Annotated in this window: 9 protein-coding genes and 2 pseudogenes; 2 read left to right on the top strand and 9 right to left on the bottom strand. The window is 71.5% G+C overall.

Features of this window, described 5'->3' with window-relative positions:
- Nucleotides 1-622, top strand: a pseudogene (locus EYA84_RS33445) (hypothetical protein); the annotation flags it as partial.
- Between the two features lie 64 nt (nucleotides 623-686).
- Here EYA84_RS33445 and EYA84_RS13115 read toward each other — a convergent pair.
- The 9 genes from EYA84_RS13115 to EYA84_RS13155 form a co-directional block, all read right to left on the bottom strand.
- On the bottom strand, nucleotides 687-4,616 hold the full coding sequence (locus EYA84_RS13115) for a ThuA domain-containing protein (protein ID WP_201272381.1): 3,930 nt from the start codon (nucleotides 4,614-4,616) through the stop codon (nucleotides 687-689).
- A gap of 423 nt (nucleotides 4,617-5,039) precedes the next feature.
- Nucleotides 5,040-5,999: an AEC family transporter gene (locus EYA84_RS13120; protein WP_131053322.1), complete on the bottom strand. Its 960-nt coding sequence runs from the start codon at nucleotides 5,997-5,999 to the stop codon at nucleotides 5,040-5,042.
- A gap of 117 nt (nucleotides 6,000-6,116) precedes the next feature.
- Complete coding sequence (locus tag EYA84_RS13125; protein ID WP_131053323.1) at nucleotides 6,117-6,749, bottom strand: HNH endonuclease family protein; 633 nt, start codon at nucleotides 6,747-6,749, stop codon at nucleotides 6,117-6,119.
- A gap of 138 nt (nucleotides 6,750-6,887) precedes the next feature.
- Nucleotides 6,888-7,553: a YceI family protein gene (locus EYA84_RS13130; RefSeq protein ID WP_131053324.1), complete on the bottom strand. Its 666-nt coding sequence runs from the start codon at nucleotides 7,551-7,553 to the stop codon at nucleotides 6,888-6,890.
- 281 nt (nucleotides 7,554-7,834) lie between these two features.
- Nucleotides 7,835-8,866, bottom strand: coding sequence for a methyltransferase (locus EYA84_RS13135; RefSeq protein WP_131053325.1), 1,032 nt, complete (start codon nucleotides 8,864-8,866; stop codon nucleotides 7,835-7,837).
- The gene (locus tag EYA84_RS13140; protein WP_131053326.1) at nucleotides 8,863-10,041 is read right to left on the bottom strand and encodes an aminotransferase class V-fold PLP-dependent enzyme; all 1,179 of its coding nucleotides are present in this window, start codon (nucleotides 10,039-10,041) and stop codon (nucleotides 8,863-8,865) included. Before EYA84_RS13140 ends, EYA84_RS13135 begins: the two co-directional genes overlap by 4 nt.
- Nucleotides 10,038-11,297, bottom strand: coding sequence for a tryptophan 2,3-dioxygenase family protein (locus tag EYA84_RS13145; protein ID WP_131053327.1), 1,260 nt, complete (start codon nucleotides 11,295-11,297; stop codon nucleotides 10,038-10,040). The genes EYA84_RS13140 and EYA84_RS13145 overlap by 4 nt, the downstream gene beginning before the upstream one ends.
- Nucleotides 11,298-11,342: 45 nt before the next feature.
- A complete protein-coding gene (locus tag EYA84_RS13150) occupies nucleotides 11,343-12,044 on the bottom strand; it encodes a tryptophan 2,3-dioxygenase family protein (RefSeq protein WP_131053328.1) in 702 nt (233 codons plus the stop codon).
- Nucleotides 12,045-12,324: 280 nt separating this feature from the next.
- Complete coding sequence (locus EYA84_RS13155; RefSeq protein ID WP_131053329.1) at nucleotides 12,325-14,265, bottom strand: DUF1996 domain-containing protein; 1,941 nt, start codon at nucleotides 14,263-14,265, stop codon at nucleotides 12,325-12,327.
- Between the two features lie 210 nt (nucleotides 14,266-14,475).
- Between EYA84_RS13155 and EYA84_RS13160 the strand changes: the two are divergent.
- Nucleotides 14,476-14,800 (top strand): annotated as a pseudogene (locus tag EYA84_RS13160) (hypothetical protein); the annotation flags it as partial.

Below are 14,800 nucleotides of genomic sequence, written 5' to 3' on the forward strand. Positions count from 1 at the left end.
GCTCGGTCTCACGCTGCCCTTCGAGGCGGTGGTGACCCCGCTGTACTACCAGATGCGGGACCTCGGTCTGCTGAACACCCGGTGGGCCATCATCCTGCCGCTGGTCGGCCTCTACATGCCGTTCGCGCCGTGGCTCTTCGTCGGCACCGGGCCGCTCGCCGTCGAGTCCTACCTGCGTACCCGTGACTTCGACCAGGTCAACACCTTCCTGGGGGTGATCCCGCCCGGCTGGGTCAGCATCCCCGCGCTGTTCCTGTTCACGCTGCTGTTCCGGGGGTTGGAGCCCCGGTGGCGGGCGGGTGGCGGGTTCGGCCGCACCATGCTCGCCCCGGCCGTACCGATGGTGCTGCTGGCCGGTCTGGTGACCTGGCTGGTCAGCTCCGGGCAACTGCTGTGGCCGTGGATCGTGGCACAGACCCCGAGCACCCGGACCGCACCGGTCGAGGCGCTGGCGCAGGGCACCACCGGCCGGATCCCCGCCGACGAACTGGCCCTCGGCGCGCTGCTCCCGCTGCCGATGCTGCTGCTGTTCCTGGTCTCGTTGGTCGTGCTCCAGGTGCGCTACCTGGACCGGCTGGCGATCCAGGTCGGTCGTGCGCCGGAGCAGGCGGAGCACCCCTGACCGACCCCGGCACCCGACAGCCGATGTGGCCGGCACGGCAGACCGTGCCGGCCACGTCGACGGGTCAGCTCGTGTACGCCTCCAGCTCGTAGAGCGAGTGCCCCCAGCCGGTGCCCCGGGCGGTGGCGTGGATCCGCAGGTACCGGCCGTTGGCGCCGAGTCCGGAGTGCTCGTCCACCCCGCCGTCGGCGCCGGTCACCGTCCGCACCGTGGTCCAGGTGGTGCCGTCGGTCGAGGTCTGGATGGTGTACGCGCTGCTGTAGGCCGCCTCCCAGCTCAGCTTGACCCGGCCGATCGCGGTCGGGGCGCCCAGGTCGACCCGGATCCACTGCGGATCCGAGAACGCCGACGACCATCGGGTGGTCAGGTCACCGTCGACCGCCTGGGCGCCGGTCATACCGACCCCCTCGTCGCTGGAGGTCGTCGTCGGCTTGTTCCGCAGCAGGTTGCCGCCGGACGGGCCGCCGCTGCTGCTGCCGTACACCTCGAACTCGAACAGCGAGTAGCCCCAGCCGGTGCCGCGCGCGGTGCCGGTGATCCGGACGTACCGGCCGGTGCCGGTCAGGCCGGTCAGGTCGTCCACCCCGCCGTCGCCGCCGGTGACGGTGCGGACGGTGGTGAAGGTGACGCCGTCCGGCGAGGTCTGGATCTGGTAGCCGCTGCCGTACGCCGCCTCCCAGGTCAGCTTCACCCGGTCGACCGCGTAGGTGGCGCCCAGGTCCACGTCGATCCACTGCGGATCGCTGAACGCGCTGCTCCACCGGGTCCCGGCGTCGCCGTCGACGGCGTTTGCCGCCACGTAGGCACCTTCGGCACTCGATGCCCGGGCCGGTTTGCCGCGCGCCAGGTTGGTGCCGGGGTCCGGGCCAGGGCCGGGACCGCCTCCAGTGCTGGTGGAGAGCGTGAACTCGTCCAGGTCGAACATGCCGCCGCCACCGGAGAAGACCAGGAACAGGGTGCGGGTGCCGGTCGGGGCGGTGACCGTGCCGGTGACCGTGGCGAAGGTGCCGTACCCGCCGGTGGGTGTCACGGTGGTCGAGCCGACCAGCGGCCCGGTCGGCGAGTCGACCCGCAGGTGGAGGGTGCCACCCGCACCGGCCGGCGCGCCGACCCGGGCGCTGAACGACCGGATGCCGGTCAGGTCGTACGGGCGGAACGAGATCCAGTCGTTGTCGTCGATGTAGCCGACCGCCGCACCGCCGTGCGCGCTGCCCGGCCGGGTGATCTGGATGCCGGAGGAGTCCCCGAAGTGCTCGGCCTGACGGGTGCGGGGTTGCAGCACCGCCTGCGTGTGCGTGGTCAACGCCGGCTGCCCGCCTCCGCCACGGTCGGTGTACTCGGCGTCGATGATGCCGAAGATGTTCGCCGCGGTGTCGTGCTCGCCGTCGACCGAGGTCTGGATGACCCCGGTGCAGCCGCGCACGCTGCCGAGTTGGTGGCCGTGCGAGTCGTGGCCGAGGACGTAGTTCACGGTGACCCGGGCGCAGTCGATCGGGCCGTCCTGGGCGTCGGTGACGGTGACCGAGAACGGCACCGCGTCGCCGAAGGCGAAGGTCTGCCCGTTGGTCGGGGTGTTGACGGTGACCACCGGGGCACTGTTGCCGACCGTGACGACCGTGCTGGCGGTGCCGGTCTTGCCGGTACTGTCCCGGACGGTCAGCGTCGGGGTGCGTACCCCGTTGGTGGTGTAGGTGTGGCTCGGGTTCGGGGCGGTGGAGTCGGTGGTGCCGTTGTTGTCGAAGTCCCACGCGTAGCTGAACGGGTCGCCGTCCGGATCGAGTGACCCGGCCGAGGAGAACTGCACGGTCAGCGGGGCGACCCCGCTGGTCGGGGTGGCCGAGACGACGGCTCTCGGTGCGCGGCCGTCGCGGGCGTACTCGATGCGGTACAGCGCCGAGTTGGCGTCGCCGTTGAACCAGCCGGTGCCGTAGTCGAGCACGTAGAGCGCGCCGTCCGGGCCGAACTCCATGTCCATGACCTGGGTGCCGGTCCACGGAAACGGATTGATCTTGAAAGGTTGGCCGGCGGAGTCGAGCGTGATGTTCTTGATCCAGCGTCGACCGAACTCACCGGCGAAGTAGGTCCCGTCGTAGTACTCCGGGAACGCCACGTCGGAGGTGCTCGCCGGGTCGTACCGGTAGACCGGGCCACCCATCGGGGAGAGTCCGCCGCCGGTGAGTTCCGGCGGCGAGCCGGACCCGCCGTACGGCAGCCAGGCCGGAACTGCCGGTGGGAGCTGGGTGATGCCGGTGTTGTTCGGCGAGTTGTTCACCGGCCCGCCCGCGCAGTCGAACTTCGGGCCCGACGGTCCGGACGGGAAGGTGTAGTCGTTGTAGGCGTCGTTGCGGGCGGTGCAGTACGGCCAGCCGTAGAAACCGGGCCGGTCGATCCGGGCGAACTCGACGTTGCCCGCCGGCCCCCGATTCGGGTCGGCGGTGCCCGCGTCCGGCCCGTAGTCGCCGAGGTAGACGACGCCGGTGGCCCTGTCCACGCTCATCCGGAACGGGTTGCGGAAGCCCATCGCGTAGATCTCCGGGCGGGTCCGCGCGGTGCCCGGAGCGAACATGTTGCCGGCCGGGACGGTGTAGCCGCCGGTGGCGCTCGGCCTGATCCGGAGCACCTTGCCGCGCAGGTCGTTGCTGTTGGCCGAGGTGCGCTGGGCGTCGAAGGCCGGGTTACGGCCGGGTCGCTCGTCGATCGGGGTGAACCCGGCCGAGTCGAACGGGTTGGTGTCGTCACCGGTGGACAGATACAGGTTGCCCGCCGCGTCGAAGGCCATGTCCCCACCGACGTGGCAGCACATGCCCCGGTCGGTGGGTACGTCCAGGACCAGCGTCTCGCTGGCCAGGTTGACGGTGTGGTCGGCGTTCACGGTGAACCGGGACAGCCGGTTGACCCCCGCCCAGCGGGCGAAGTCGGCGGCGGTGCCGGTGGCCGGTGCACCGCCGCCGGGAGTGTCCAGGGGTGGTGCGTAGAAGACGTACACCCAGCGGTTGGTGGTGAAGTTCGGGTCCACCGTGATGCCCTGTAGGCCCTCCTCGTCGCCGGTGTAGACCGGCAGCGTGGCGGCGACCTTGGTGTTGCCGGCCGCATCGGTGTAGCGGATGACGCCGTTGCGGGAGGTGTGCAGCACTCCCCGGTTCGGCAGCACGGTCAGACTCATCGGCTCGCCGGTCTCGGCCGCGCCCTTGGCCAGCTCCACCTGCTGGAAGTTCGAGTCGACAGTGGCACCGCACTCGGCCTCCGCCGCACCGGCCGCGCCGAGGATGCCGCCGAGCAGGTGCCGGCGGAAGTCCGGCTCGGAGTACGACGCGTCGGTGTGCCCCATCCCGGTGTACCAGGCACGACCGCCGGAGTAGGTGTGGCACCAGGAGATCGGATGGTCGGCACCCATGCTCCCGCCGGTGTAGGTGCTCTCGTCCAGCGTCGCCAGCACGTGCACGTCGCCCCGGGGGTTGGTGCGGTAGTTGTACCACTCGTCCAGCCGGGTCCACCGCTGCGGCAGGTTCGCCGTGGACGGGTGCACCCGGTCGGCGACCTTCACGGAGGCGGTCTGGTCGGCCGGGTGCGAGGCGAAGTACGCGCCGACCAGACCGCCGTACCAGGGCCACTCGTACTCGGTGTCGGCGGCGGCGTGCACGCCCACGTACCCGCCGCCGGCGGTGATGTAGCGCTCGAAGGCGGCCTGCTGGGCGGCGTTGAGCACGTCGCCGGTGGTGGAGAGCCAGATCACCGCGGCGAACCGGCTCAGGTTGGCGTCGGTGAACTGGGCCGCGTCCTCGGTGGTCTCGACGGTGAACCCGTTGGCGGCGCCGAGCTGCTGGACGGCGGTGATGCCCGGGCCGATGGAGCCGTGCCGGAACCCGGCGGTCTTGCTGAACACCAGCACGCTGAACGGCGCGGCGACGGCGGGCGGTGCCGCCGCGACCAGGCCGCCCAGCACGAGCACCGCGCTCAGCGCGGCACCGAGCCAGGCTCTGAGGGATCTGCGCACGATACGTCCTTTCCACGGTGTGGGGAGGGCGTGCGCCGATCACGCCTGGTGAGGTGATGGAGGTGGAAGCCTGCCCCGTCGCGACGCGTCCGGCAGGTCGCCGGTGCCGCGAAAGGCGGGGCAGGGCATTCATCGTGATGGCTGGGCCAGCGGCCCGTCAAGGGCTCCGCCGCAATCCGTGAGAGCGTTATCTCCGCAGGTCACAGGCGACTGGCGAAGCCGAGATCGAATAACGCTTTCTGCGCGGTCATTCGTCGGCGCCACCGGTGCAGCCGGAGCCGGACGCGGCGGGCAGGTGCACCACGCGCCCGCCGCGCCGGTCACGGACCGTCCATCAAGCCGCCGTTCTCCGCCCCGCCGTTCTCCGCCCCGCCGCCCGGGGAGTGCTTTCGAGGGCGGATCGCCGGTGCGGCCCGCTGCCGGTCAGCCGGCGAGCAGCGCCACGGCGATCAGCACCGGGACGGCGGTCACGGTGGAGAGCAGGATGGCGTCGCGGGCCAGCACGACGCCCCGGCCGTAGCGGACGGCGTAGACGAAGACGTTCTGCGCCGTGGGCAGGGCGGTGGTGACCGTGCAGGCCAGCACCAGCGGTGCGGACAGGCCGAGCCCGAAGCGGGCCACCAGGTAGGCGACCGCCGGGTGGACCAGCGTCTTGAGCACCACGGCGAGCCGGACGTCCCACGCGGTGTCCCCGGAACCGGGCGGCGGGGCACCGCGCAGGGACAGGCCGTAGGCGAGCAGGGCGGCGGGCACCGCCATCGCGGCGACCAGGTCCACCGGTCGCATCACCGGCTCCGGCGGCGACCAGCCGACGACGCTCACGAGCACCCCCAGGCCGCAGGCGACGGTGATCGGGTTCAACAACGGCCGGACAGCCGCCCGGACCACCGACCGACGCTCCCGCGCCGCCGACGGCTCCCGCGCCGCCGACGAATACCGCGCCGCCGACGACTCCAGCACCGCGAACGCCAGGGGTGCCATCACGACCACCTGGAACATCAGCACCGGCGCGACGAGTGCGGCGTCACCGAGCACGTAGACCGCGATCGGGATGCCGATGTTGCCCGCGTTGACGTACGAGGCGGCGAGCGCACCGATCGTCGCCTCGGGTGCCGATCGCCGCCACCACAGCATCGCGACGGCCACGAAGACCGCCGCGACGACGGTGGTGCTGATCAGCGTGACGAGCAGGGCCGACGAGAAGACGGTGGCCACGTCGGCGCGGGAGACGGTCTCGAAGAGCAGGGCGGGTGTGGCGACGAAGAAGGAGACCCGGGAGAGCACGGCGGGCCCCTCCGGCCCCAGCAGCCCGATGCGCCCGACCAGGTAGCCGATCGCGATGACCGTGGCGATGACGGCGAAGCCCGTGAGTACGCCCTCCACCCGTCCGCCCTCTCCGTGCCGGTCCTTCCCCGGCCCACACCAGCAACCCACCAGGTGTAAGGAAGGGACCCCTCCTATACACGAGGCGTTAGTAGGGGGCCCTTCCTTACACGCGGGTCAGCAGGTGTTCAGCATGCCTGACAACGCCGACTTCTCGGCGCTGTCGACGGAGAGGCCGTAGTACCACTTCACCTGGATCCAGGCGCGCGCGTAGGTGCAGTGGAAGGCGGCCCGCGGCGGCTTCCACGCCGCCGGGTCCCGGTCACCCTTGGACGAGTTGACGCTGCCGGTGACCGCCCACAGCTCCGGACCGCCCAGGTCGTTGGCGTAGGTCTGGCGCCGCGCGGTGGTCCAGGACCAGGCCCCGGACCGCCATGCCTCGGCCAGCGGTACGACGTGGTCGATGGAGATGTCGGCCGGGTTCGTCCGGGTCACCCCGTCGTACGGGCTGTACCAGGACCCGGAGGTCGGATAGCAGTTGGCGTCGACGACCACGTTGCTGCCGTCGCGCTTGAGGACCTGCTCGCGGGTGTTGCAGGTGCCGGTGACGGTGATCCAGTGCGGGAAGAGGTCCCGGCTGTAGCTGGACTGGTGCGACTCGGCGGCCACGGTGAGCGCGCCGAGCCGGCTCACCGCCGTGCTGTGCGACGGGATGTTGGGCGGGGTGGCGCCGGCCGGTGCCGGGGCCACGACGAGGGACAGGGCGACGGCGACCACCGAGGCGAGGGCGGCCGTACGGGCGTGAGCCACTGGGCGACTCCTGACTGTCGCCTGCCACGGCGGGCGGGGGTCCCGCCTGACGGGATGGCAGGCACAGACGGATTGTCGCAGACATCGCGATCAATGGATGCGAATCGGCCGCCAACCTGCGGTGAACGCGGCGTGACGCTACGCCTGGCGGATCGCCTCACCGGCGATCTCGATGCGGACGCTCTTGCCGACCAGCACCCCACCGCTCTCCAGCACCACGTTCCAGACCAGGCCGTAGTCCTCACGGTTGATCTCCGCCGTCGCGCTGAACCCGAAGATGTCCTGCCCGTACGGGTCACGCCGGGCGCCGCCGAACTCCACCTGGAGGTCGACGGGACGGGTGATCCCCTTGACGGTCAACTCCCCGGCGAGCACGAACCGGGCGGTCGCCGGGCTCGCCGGATGCGCCGACTCCTCCGGGGCCGGCCGCCGGCCGAGGCGATGGTTCCTGAGCTTCGCCCAGTAGAAGATCGGATCGGTCTTCTCCAGTCGCGCAATTCCGGTACTGCGGTACTCCAGGGTGGGAAACGTCTCCACGTCGAGGAAATCGGCACTGCACAGGTGCGTGTCCCGATCCGTACTCGTCGTATCGATACTGCCCGCTTGAATGGTCGCCTCGATCGTCGACAGAAGCGGATCCTCGGCGACGACAATCTGCGCGGTGGCGTCCCGGAACTCACCCCGCACCGGGCTGACCATCATGTGTCGGGCGAGGAACCCGATCCGCTTGTGCGCCGGGTCGAGTCGATAGGTGCCGGGGGCGGGAATGGACAGCCCGTCCCAGGTCCGCGTGGAGCTGGTCATTGCTCGCTACTTCCTCCCCCGCCTCGCGCAAGGCACCCGCCACCTGCCCGGTCCGGCCGCGCGGGGCGGACGGTAACGGGCGATCACCGGGCCAGCATAGGGAGATCGCAGGCACTTCCCCGTGCTTCAGGGGTGCCGGTCGTGAGCACAATCACGGCCGCCCTGGGCGGGCCCGTCCGACGGTGGGGGACGATTCCGTGAATCGGTCGGCAATTGGTGTGCCGAGCCGATCACCGTACGAGAGGGAATGCATCGCCCACCGCGACGTCGACGGGTGACGATCAGCCCCGCGAGGTCGGTTTCCGGGCGGTCACCAACTCCCAGGTGCCGGGCAGCACGGTCACCTCGGTGAAGCCGGTGTCGACGAGCAGTGTGGTGTAGTAGCCGGCCTCACGCAGTCGACTCACACAGGTGTCGACACCGATCAGGAAGTAGCTCCAGAAGAACTGCATGGCCAGCCGGTCGGGGGTGCGGAACTCCTCGCAGATCAGCAGCAGGCCGCCCGGTTCCAGCGCCGCGTACGCCTGGGTCACGAGGTGCCGGGCCACCTCGTCGGGCCAGTCGTGCAGGACCCGGACGAAGGACATCGCGTCGTAGCCCGGGGGCAGTTCCTCGGTGAGGAAGTCTCCACCGACGAAGCCGAGCCGGTCCGGATGGCCCCGGGCGACGCGGGTGTGGTCCACCAGCGGTGCCACCGCGGGCAGGTTGTACACGTCGGCGCGCAGCTCCGGCGCGGTGTCCAGGACGTGCGCGGCCAGTGTGCCGTCGCCACCGCCCACGTCCAGCAGCCGACGACGCCCCGGCCAGAGCCGACCGGCGTGCTGCCGGACCGCCTCGACGACCGGCCCCAGCCCGACGGCCATGCTGCGTTCGAAGTCGGCGGTCTGTTCGTCGGTCTTCGGCGGCCAGGCGAAGTCGTCGTCGTCGATGCTCACCTCGCCCCGCAGGCTGTCGGCGAGCCGCCCGTGCAGCAGCCGCCACGGGTAGCGGTCCCGGTCGCGTTCGAGCGCGTCCGGGCCGACCACCGCCTCGACCGCCGCGCGCAGTCCGGGCACCGCCCGGTAGCGGGTGGCGCCGATGTCGCCGCCCGAGCCCTCCCGGACGAGGAAACCGAGACTCTCCAGGCAGTCGAGGAACTTGTACAGCCGCAGCGGGCGTACCTTCAGGTCGTCGGCCAGGGTGTCGAGCCGGACCGGACCGGGCTCCAGCTCGTCGAGCAGCCCGAGCGCGAGCGCCGTCTCCAGCACGTCCATGGCCTTGGGCCCGTTGGCGAGCAGGCTCATCAACGCGCGCGGGGAGAGCGTGACGGTCATCGACCCAACTCCTTGCCCAACGCGTCCATGAACGCGTCGATCTCGTCGAGGGTGTTGTAGGCGTGCGGGCCGACCCGTAGGTAACCGCGCCAGCTACAGACGAACTGCTGCGCGGCCAGCCGCCGCTTGACCGCCTCGCCGTCGGGCACGTCCAGGAACACCACGCCGGAGCGCCGGTGCGCGGCGGTCGGGCTGACCACGGCGATGCCGGCCTGCGCGGCGCGGTCCAGGACCCGCTGGGTGAGAGCGAGCGAGTGCCGACGGATCGCCGGTACGCCGACCCCGGCCAGCAGGTCCAGCCCGACCTGGGAGACCAGCGAGGTCAGCGGGTACGGCGTGCCGCCGGCGAACCGGCGCGCGTCGGGGGCCCAGCCGGTGGAGGGGCGGAAGGTGAGTGCCCGGTCGCCGGCCTGCCAGCCGGTCGCCGCCGGTTCCAGGTGCGGCACCAGGTCGGGCCGGACGTAGAGGAAGGCGGTGCCGACGCCGCAGAGCCACTTGCTCGCGCCGCCGAGGACGGCGTCGACACCGAGCGCGGTCACGTCCAGCGGCACCACCCCGACGGTCTGGAAGGCGTCCACCACCACCAGCGCGCCGACCCGGTGGGCCGCCTCCACCAGCCGGGGCAGGTCCAGGGTGGCGCCGGAGGTGAAGGCGGCGTGCGTGACGCAGACCAGCAGCGTCCGCTCGTCCAGGCGGGCCTCCAGGGCGTCCTGGTCGAGGTCCGGTCCGCCGGTGCCGACCACGTCGAGTCGCGCGCCGTAGCGACCGAACGCCCGGAAGACGAACGGGACCGTCGGAAACTCCAGGTCGGTGATGACCACCCGGTCGCGGGGCGGCCGGTAGTCGAAGCAGGAGGCCAGCCGGGCCAGCAGCGTACTCAGGTTGGCGTCGGTGACCACGCTGCCCGGTGGCGCGCCGAGCAGGGCGGCCACCGAGTCGGCGTACCGGTCGAGGCCGACGTGCCAGTCCTGCCAGGCGTCGTCACGCCAGGTGCGCAGGGTGTCCCAGTAGTCGTGCAGCACCCGCTCGGCACCGGCCGGCACCGCCCCGGTGGAGTTGTTGTTCAGATAGACGCAGGTGCGCAGCAGCGGGAACTCGGCGCGCAGCGCCGCGTGCACGGCCGGGTCGAGGCAGGCCGGCGTGTCGGGGCCGGGCGGGAGGTCGACGGGGTTCACGCGGGACGACCTCCGGTCGGACGAGACGGGTACGGGCCGACGGCGTCGAAGACCGGCAGGTCGCGTACCGCCGCCAGGTAGGGCGTGCCCTCGGTGTAGCCGGTGCCGGGACGGCGGCCCAGCATCCGCACCGCCACCCCGTAGTGGGTCCGCCGCCACTGCGCCAGGGCCTCGGCGAACCTGCCCATGCCGGCCGCCATCAGGCGGCGCGACGATTCGTCCAGCCGGCCGTCGTGGACCGCGCGACGGTACGCCTCGTCCACGGTCGGCTGGCCGTCGCGCACCCGGGCGCGGACCTCCGGCACGGACCGGTAGGCCACCGAGTCCAGCCGGTCCGGCGCGGGGGTACGGCAGAGCGACTCCACGAGCTTGTACGACCGGGACTGGATGGCGCTGGCGCCCTCGGTGTACTGCCGGAACGTCTGGAACGCGGCGGGCTGCATGGTGGCCAGCAGCGAGAAGAGCGAACCGGCGGTGCCGAGCAGGTCGCGGGCGTAGCCGAGCCGGTCGACGGCCCGGTCGGGCGGCCCGGTCCGCAGGGCGTCGACCACGCCCCGGAGTTCGTCGGCGACCCCGGCGAAGACACACTCGTATGCCTGGAGCACCCGGATGAACAGGTATTCGTCGTGGGTGACGTGTACCGGCAGCATGCTCAGCCGCAGCGACGGGTCGCCGGTGGTGTCCAGGCCGGCGACGACGGCGGACAGGGTCGTGGCGGCGGTGACGGGCGTGGCGTCGTCGATCGTCCCGGTGAGACCGAGACGGGCCAGGGCGGGCAGGGCGGCGCGGACGCCGAGCCGGAAGCGTTTGGCCACCACCGCCCGCCCCGGACGCTGCTCCGGCAACAGTCCGGTGACCTTGGCGGCAGCCGCCAGTTCGAAGGAGACCGCGTCGGCGACCAGCCGGACGACGAGCCGGTCCCGGCCCTGCCGGGCGTCGGCCCCGGCGTCGGGCGGCGGGTCGTCGGTCCCGTCGGGCAACCGGAGCAGACGCAGGGCGAGGTAGCTACGGTAGTCGTAGCGGCCGTCCCACTTGTCCAGCGCGACGTCGAGGAAGTCACGCAGCAACCGCGCCCGTTCGTCGTACCCGGTCACCCTCGCGCGCGCCTCGTCCAACCGGGCGAGCAGTTCCTTGTCGACGAAATGTTTGCCGACCCGGTGGAATGCGTCGACCACCTGGTCGTAGGGGAATTCGTCGGGATCGGCCGCGCCCGCCGACCAGCTCGTCAATTCGCGCACGAAACCGCACCTCGACATTCCGAAGAGGATCGTAATCGGGGTCGGCCGAAGGCCGAGGAAAGGTCAGTGCAGCGCGACGGATTCCGCGTCGGGGGTGTGCAGACGCACCTGCCATAATTCCGGGAAGAATCGGTGGCCGACGAGCTTGGCGAGCATGTTCGCCGGGCTGCCCGGGGTGCCGGCCGGTGGGTGACCACCGATCCGCAGCGCCACCTGGTAGTGCCGCACCCGCCAGGACGCCACCCGCTCGTCCCACTCCACCATCGCCTCGGCCAGCCGGTGCGTCGGGTCGGTCGGGTCCAGGTCGGGCAGCGCCGCCGGGGCGATGCCCCGGGCGTCGAGGTGGTCGTGGAAGGCCCGGCCGAGTCGGCGGCTGAGCGTCTGGACCTGCCGCCATCCCGGCGACTCGGCACCGGAGCCGTTGCCCAGTGCGGGCTGCATGGCCTGGAAATCCGCTGGTGAGAGATGCCGCAGCATCTCCAACTGGTCGGTGACCAGCCGGACCCCGAGGCTCGCCCGACCGAGCAGCGTCTCGGCCGCCACCATCTCCCCGGCGTCCACCCGGGCCACCGACTCGACCAGTTCCGCCGCCGCCAGCTTCAGCCACAGCTCGGTGGACTGGTGCACCACCTGGAACAGCAGTTCGTCGCGGTGGATCATCTCCTCCGGGGCCCGCTGAAGCCCGAGCAACGCCTCCGTACGCATATAACGTGCGTAGTCCGTGGCACCGTCGCCGGGCAGCACAGGTGACTGGTCACGCTTCACGGAATTGTCCCTCCACCGGCGGCACAGCCCGAATTGGCAATGCGGGGCGACTGACGCCCGGATATTATCCAACGCGGATCTCGCTTGCGCTAGCCGTCGCCGAAAAATCACCGAGAGTCAACTGCGAGGCGGCGCGGAGGAGAACTCGCCACCTGAATGTGGCCGTCAATTATCATATTGACGATAACCAGTCAACCCATTCGGATCGGATCACGCGCCGAACAGCGCGAGGCGGCGTGGCCCGGACCGGGCCACGCCGCCTCGTCGTGCGGGAGAGAGGTCAGCCGGAGAAGACGGTGAACTCCGCCACCGACCACCAGTTGCTGGCCGAACCCGTCTGCACCACCCGCACGTGGCGGGCGTCGCGGGCCTCGAAGTCGACCAGGGTCTGGTTCGTGAAGCCCTTGCCGCTGGCCACCGGACCGGTCCAGTTCCTTCCGTCGGTGGAGAGGAACACCTGGTAACCCCGGGCGTGGTCGGCACCGGTGGAGAGCAGCGAGACACCGCTGACGGTCCGCACCGACCGCATGTCGACGGTGAACGACTGCCCGTTGGTCATCGGCGCGCCGGAGGTCCACCGGGTGCCGGTGTCACCGTCGAGCATCCGCGCCGCGGTGTCCGCGCCGCCGGAGGCGGTGGCGGTCCAGCCCGACCGGCTCAGGACGGTACGGCTGCCGGGCACCTGGTACTGCTCGTCGAGGGCCGCACCCGCGCCGGGCTCGAACTGGTCGTAGCCCCGGCTGTCGCACTGGCGACCGGCGTTGATGCAGTGCTTCACCAACGCGGCCAGGGTGGGCGTGTCCCACACGTTGTAGAAGTCGTAGTGGAACGAGTAGCCCCGCCCGCTGGAGAGCCGTACCTGCGACATGTCGCCGCTGACCGGCCAGGCCATCTTGAACTCGATCATCGGCACCGCGACCGGGTGGCTGGTCGGGCAGACGCCGTTGACCGGGTACACGATGTGGCTGACGTGGTCGGGGGTGTCCAGGTGCCGCCCGTCCCAGCAGCTCGGCGCCTGCATCCGGACGTTGAGCTGGGTGCCGGAGGGGCAGTTCGCCGGGAAGTCCACGTTGTCGTAGCTGTTCCCGCACTCCCAGCCCTTCTGGTAGGCCGGGGAGGACTCGAACTGCGCGGCGGTGGTCATCGGGCTGCCGACGAGGAACCGCAGGCCGGGCGGGAACGGACGGACGCTGGTGTAGTCGCGTACGCCGCTCTTGTAGTAGATGACCTGCGGCCCCTGCGGCACGATCGGCGTGTTGCCGTTGAGCAGAGTCGGCATCCAGTAGCCCGACTTGTCGCCCGGCACCCGGCAGGTGGTCGCGCCCCTCGGCAGCGACTGCATGGTGCTCGCCGCGTTGGTCGTGGTATTGCCCATGAAGGTGTGGTCGTGCGACGCCCCGGGCCGGTTGAAGAAGACGATCGGGTCGTCCTCCAGCCGGTGGCTGACCGCGCAGTTGGCCTGGAACTCGCGGTGGTCGCGGCGCGGCGGGTTCGCGGTCGAGGGCGTCACACCGGTGACCGGCCGCTCGGCGAGCACGTAGTCGCCGGGGGTCGGCGCACCGGTCGCCCCGTTGCCGTGGCCGGCGGGGTGGGACTGGCTCGGGCTGCTCGATCCGGGGGTGCCCGACGCGCTGGGCGTGCCGGAGGCGGCCCCCGACGTCTGCGGGGCGGCGGGGGTGGCGCTCGCACCGGTCAACGCCCCGAACACCTGGAACTCCCACAGTGAGTAGCCGTACCCGGTGGCCCGCTTCGTGCCGTACATCCGTACGTACCGGCCCTCGCCGGACACGTCGAGGCGTTGGGTGCCGCCGGTGCCGTTGCCGGTGCGGTAGATCGAGGTCCAGGCCAGCCCGTCCGGCGACACCTGGATCTCGAACTCGGTGGCGTAGGCGGACTCCCAGTTCAGGACCACGCTGTCGATCCGGGCCGGAGCCCCGAGGTCGACCCCCAGCCACTGCGGGTCGGCGAAGGTGCTGGACCAGCGGGACTTGGTGTCGCCGTCGACCGCGCGCTCGGCGGACCACCGTCCGCCCTCGCTGGACGAGGCCGTCGCGGGCTTGCCCTGGGACAGCGGGGCCTCCTCACCGGCGGCCAGACGCAGCGGTCCCATCGCGGTCCAGGAGGTCAGCGCGGCGGTGACGGCGAGCGTCACCGCCACCATCCAGTACCGCCAGCGCGGCCGGCGGCGCGGCCCGGACGCGGGCAGGTCGCGGGTTGGCATGGAACCTCCGAGGTCTCGATCCGTTCGTCGGCGACGAATGTCGCGGTACGCTAACCACGCCCGACGGCCCGGGAGATGAGGCTTAGGACCCAGGTGAGGGTCGCCCAGGGCCCAGCGGGGCCGGCTTCGGTGCCGGGCCGGGCCGCCTCTGGGCCCGACTGGGTCTTTCGGCTCAGGAACGGGCACGAACCGGCGTCTACCGTCGTGGCCATGTCTGCGGCAAGTGATGATCAACCCGGTCCGACCGGTCCCGGACTGTGGCGGTTGATCGGCGCTGCCGCGCTGGCCTGTCTCGGTGTGATCGTGCTCTGGTCCACCTTCCGGCAGCCGGAGCCGCCGGACGGGAGCACCCGCGCGCTGGACCAGATGCCGTCGCAGGCACCGGTGGAGTCGCCGTCCGACCCGCCGACCCTGTCACCCCTGGGCGCGGAGGACGGGTCGGTGCTCCCCACCGGCGACCCGGAGAGCACGCCGTCGGTCGCCACCAGCGGACCGGCCGCACCGACGCCCGGCCGCACCAGCGCCGGCCCCACCC

It is taken from the genome of Verrucosispora sp. SN26_14.1 (genome assembly GCF_004307965.1).
Classification (GTDB): domain Bacteria; phylum Actinomycetota; class Actinomycetes; order Mycobacteriales; family Micromonosporaceae; genus Micromonospora.

What these genes read in the sequence shown, in the direction of transcription:
- EYA84_RS13130 (WP_131053324.1), bottom strand. Translation starts at nt 7,553, where the DNA reads ATGACCAGCTCCACGCGGACCTGGGACGGGCTGTCCATTCCCGCCCCC.
- EYA84_RS13135 (WP_131053325.1), bottom strand. Translation starts at nt 8,866, where the DNA reads ATGACCGTCACGCTCTCCCCGCGCGCGTTGATGAGCCTGCTCGCCAAC.
- EYA84_RS13145 (WP_131053327.1), bottom strand. Translation starts at nt 11,297, where the DNA reads ATGTCGAGGTGCGGTTTCGTGCGCGAATTGACGAGCTGGTCGGCGGGC.
- EYA84_RS13155 (WP_131053329.1), bottom strand. Translation starts at nt 14,265, where the DNA reads ATGCCAACCCGCGACCTGCCCGCGTCCGGGCCGCGCCGCCGGCCGCGC.